The organism is Nonomuraea sp. NPDC003201 (assembly GCF_053590415.1).
Genome location: NZ_JBSFTC010000563.1, coordinates 1 through 3973, shown reverse-complemented (window position 1 = coordinate 3973; position 3973 = coordinate 1). Strand labels below are relative to the sequence as shown.

4 protein-coding genes are annotated in these 3973 nt (G+C 74.2%); 3 read left to right on the top strand and 1 reads right to left on the bottom strand.

Going from position 1 to position 3973, the window contains the following annotated elements; all coding sequences use genetic code 11:
* A partial coding sequence (locus ACWDX9_RS60695) for an anion permease (RefSeq protein WP_449973017.1) occupies window positions 1-977 on the bottom strand: 977 nt, incomplete at its 3' end.
* Window positions 978-1156: 179 nt separating this feature from the next.
* Between ACWDX9_RS60695 and ACWDX9_RS60690 the strand changes: the two genes are divergently transcribed.
* The 3 genes from ACWDX9_RS60690 to ACWDX9_RS60680 all read left to right on the top strand — a co-directional run.
* Window positions 1157-2266 (top strand): glycosyltransferase, encoded by a 1110-nt coding sequence (locus ACWDX9_RS60690; RefSeq protein WP_449973016.1) that lies wholly within the window; start codon window positions 1157-1159, stop codon window positions 2264-2266.
* A complete protein-coding gene (locus ACWDX9_RS60685) occupies window positions 2263-3132 on the top strand; it encodes an SGNH/GDSL hydrolase family protein (protein WP_449973015.1) in 870 nt (289 codons plus the stop codon). Before ACWDX9_RS60690 ends, ACWDX9_RS60685 begins: the two co-directional genes overlap by 4 nt.
* Window positions 3056-3973, top strand: a 918-nt coding sequence (locus tag ACWDX9_RS60680; protein ID WP_449973014.1) for a glycosyltransferase family 4 protein, incomplete at its 3' end; no start/stop codon positions are given. The genes ACWDX9_RS60685 and ACWDX9_RS60680, both read left to right, overlap by 77 nt.

Below are 3973 nucleotides of genomic sequence, written 5' to 3'. Positions count from 1 at the left end.
GCCGCAACGACCGCGCCCACCGCGGCGGCGGACGGCAGGGTCAGCAGCCAGGCCAGCGCCATCCGGCCCGCCACGCTCCAGCGCACCTTGGCCAGCCGGCGGCCCAGCCCGGTGCCGAGGATCGCGCCGGACACCACCTGCGTGGTCGACAGCGCGAACCCCAGGTGCGAGGAGGCGAGGATGACCGTGGTGGCGCTCGCCTCGGCGGCGAAGCCCTGCGGCGACTCGATCTCGGTGAGGCCCTTGCCCATGGTGCGGATGATCCGCCAGCCCCCGAGGTACGTGCCCAGCCCGATGGCCAGCCCGGCGGTGGCGATCACCCACAGCGGCGGGTTCGAGCCGGAGGCCAGCGCCCCGGACGAGATCAGCGTGAGCGTGATGACGCCCATGGTCTTCTGGGCGTCGTTGGTGCCGTGCGCCAGCGACACCAGCGAGGCCGAGACGATCTGCCCGAACCGGAACGTGCCCGTCACCGACTCGTGCCGGGCCCTGGCGGTGAGCGAGTACGCCAGGAAGGTGGCGGTCATCGCGACGAACCCGGCGATCAGCGGCGAGGCCACCGCCGGGATGAGGATCTTCTGCACCACCGTGCCGAAGTTCACGCCCTGCATGCCGGCGCCCACCCACACCGCGCCGATGAGCCCTCCGAACAGCGCGTGCGAGGAGCTGGAGGGCAGCCCCAGGAGCCAGGTGAGCAGGTTCCACAGGATCGCGCCGATCAGCCCCGCGAAGATCATCGGCGGGGTCACCAGGGTGTCGTCCACGATCCCGCCCGAGATCGTCTTGGCCACCTCGACCGACAGGAACGCGCCCACCACGTTCAGCACGCCCGAGATCGCCACCGCCACCTTCGGCCGCAGCGCGCCGGTCGCGATCGAGGTGGCCATCGCGTTGGCCGTGTCGTGGAAGCCGTTCGTGAAGTCGAACACCAGCGCCGTGATGATCACCACGACGACCAGGAACGTCACATGCTCCATGAGGGTTTCCCCATCGTCTCGACGTCACAAGAACGGTAGACCGGGGCGATGAACCGGCCGTGAACTCATGTCGGCCAACACGCATACCCCCGGCACCGCCAAATACCGGCTAAGGAGGGTTTCAGAGTGGTTCATGGTTAATTAGCCGATTAGGACATATGTCCGGCCATCATCCAGACGTGCGTATCGTTCGGTTAGCGAACTTCGTCACTCCCACGTCGGGTGGGCTGCGTACCGCCCTTCATGAGCTCGGCGCCGGCTACGCGGCGGCGGGACACGAGCCCGTCCTGGTCGTCCCCGGCGCGGCGGCCCGCGACGAGCGGACCCCGGCCGGACGGGTCATCACCCTGCCGGGCCCGGTGGTCCCCGGTCTCGGCGGCTACCGGGTCATCGCCGCCCGCGGCACGCTGAGACGCCTCCTGGAGGAGCTGGCACCCGACCGGATCGAGGTGTCGGACCGCACCACCCTGCGCTGGCTCGGCCCCTGGGCCAGGGCCGCGGGCGTCCGCTCGGTCATGGTCTCGCACGAGAGCCTGTCGGCGCTGCTGCGCCTGTACGGTCCCCTCGGCCGGCTGGCCGACCCCGTCAACCGCGCCACCGCGGCCCGGTTCGACACCGTGGTGTGCACGACGGCCTGGGCCGCGGCCGAGTTCGCCAGGCTGGGCGTGCCGAACCTGGTCCGGGTGCCGCTCGGGGTGGACCTCGCCACGTTCTCCCCCGAGCGCTTCGACCCCGGCCTGCGCTCCCGCCTGGCCGCGCGGGGCGAGGCGCTGCTGGTGCACTGCGGCCGCCTGTCCCCCGAGAAGCGGCCCGACCGCTCCATCCGCGCCCTCGCCGAGCTGCGCCGCAGGGGTGTCCCGGCCGTGCTCGCGGTCGCCGGCGACGGGCCGCTGCGATCCAGGCTCACCCGGCTGGCGGACGGGCTGCCGGTCCGCTTCCTCGGCCACCTCGCCGACCGGGACGCGCTGGCGGCGCTGCTCGCGACCGCGGACGTGGCCCTGGCCCCCGGCCCGGTGGAGACGTTCGGCCTGGCGGCGCTGGAGGCGCTGGCCAGTGGCACCCCGGTCGTGGCCACGCGCGACAGCGCCCTGCCCGAGGTCATCGGCCCGGCGGGGGCGGCGGTGGCCGACGACCCGGCGGCCTACGCCCGCGCGATCGAGGAGCTGCTGTCCGACCCCGCGCGCCGGGAGCGGGCCCGGGCCAGGGCCGAGCGGTACGGCTGGCCCGCCGCGGTCCGCGGCTTCCTGGCCGCGCACGGCCTGATCCGCACGCCCGCGAGGCCGCGATGACGCGGATGGTCTCCCTGGGCGACTCGGTCACGGTCGGACTGGGCGACCCGGTGCCGGGGCGCGGCTGGGCCGGGCTCCTGGCCGAGGCGCTGGCGCCCGCCGAGCTCAGCAACCTCGCCGTCTGCGGCGCCCGCGTCGCCGACGTCGTACGCGACCAGCTCCCCCGGGCGCTGGCCCTGCGCCCGTCCCTCGCCACCGTGCTCGTCGGCGTGAACGACACCCTGCGCGGCGACTTCGCCCCCCGCCAGATCCACGCGGACCTGGAACGCCTGATCACCCGGCTGCGCGCGGACCAGGTCACCGTGCTCACCGCCACCCTGCCCGACCCCGGCCTCATGCTGCGGATCCCGGAGCTGCTGCGCCGCCCCCTCGCCCGGCGCGTCCACGTGGTCAACACGATCGTGACCGACCTCGCGCACCGCCACGGAACCATCCACCTCGACCTCGCCCGGCAACCCGCCCTGTACGAGCGGCGCATGTGGGGCGCCGACCGCCTGCACCCCAGCGAACGCGGGCACCGCCACCTGGCCCGGCTCTTCGCCGCCGAACTGCGCGAGCACGGCGTCCCCGCGCGGCTGCCGGACCCGGAGCCCGCGAACGCCGAGCCGACCGCCTGGGCCAGCGCCTTCTGGCTGGCCACCGCGGGCACCGCCTGGCTGGTCCGGCGGTCCCGCGACTTCCTGCCCGCCTTCGCGAGGCTCGTCGCCCAGGAGATCTGGCACGAGAAATTCGCCGTACGGGCGACTCCCGGTGAACCGGATGTCGCCCCCAACCGGGATGAAACATCACATGAGGGTCGCCATTGTGGCCGAGTCGTTCCTGCCCCAGGTCAACGGGGTCACCAACTCGGTCTGCCGCGTTCTTGACCACCTGGCCGCCACCGGGCACGACGCCATGGTGGTCGCCCCGGCCCCCGCTCCCCCGTCCTACGCGGGCTTCCCGGTCCACCCGGTCCGCAGCCTCGCCCTGCCGTTCTACCGCTCCGTCACGGTGGGCCTGCCCGGCATGCGCCTGTCCCGTAAGCTCGCCGGCTTCAAGCCCGACGTCGTCCATCTCGCCTCCCCCGCCCTGCTGGGCGCGGCCGGGATGGCCGCGGCCCGGCGGCTCGGCCTGCCCACCGTGGCCGTGTTCCAGACCGACCTGGCCGGATTCGCCCGCCAGTACGGCGTCCGCGGCGATCCGGTCATCTGGTCGTGGCTGCGGCGGGTGCACCGGCACGCCACCCGCACCCTCGCCCCCTCCACGCCGACCCTGCGCGAGCTGGCCGGCCACGGCATACCCAGCCTGTCGTTGTGGGGCCGCGGCGTCGACCTCGACCTGTTCCATCCCCGGCACCGCAGCGAGGAGCTGCGCCGCCGGCTCGCCCCGGACGGCCAGACCATCGTCGGATACGCCGGTCGCCTGGCCGCCGAGAAACAGCCTCAGCTGCTCGCCGCGCTCGCCGACGTCCCCGGGGTACGGCTGGCCGTCGTGGGGACGGGTCCCATGGAGCGGCGGCTGCGCGGGCTGCTGCCCGGGGCGGAGTTCTTCGGCCTGCGCACCGGCCCCGACCTGGCCCGCGTCCTCGCCTCCCTGGACGTGTTCGTCCACACCGGCAGCAACGAGACCTTCTGCCAGGCCGTCCAGGAGGCCCTCGCCTCCGGCGTGCCGGTCGTCGCCCCGGCCGCGGGCGGCCCCCTCGACCTGGTCCGGCCGGGGGCCAACGGC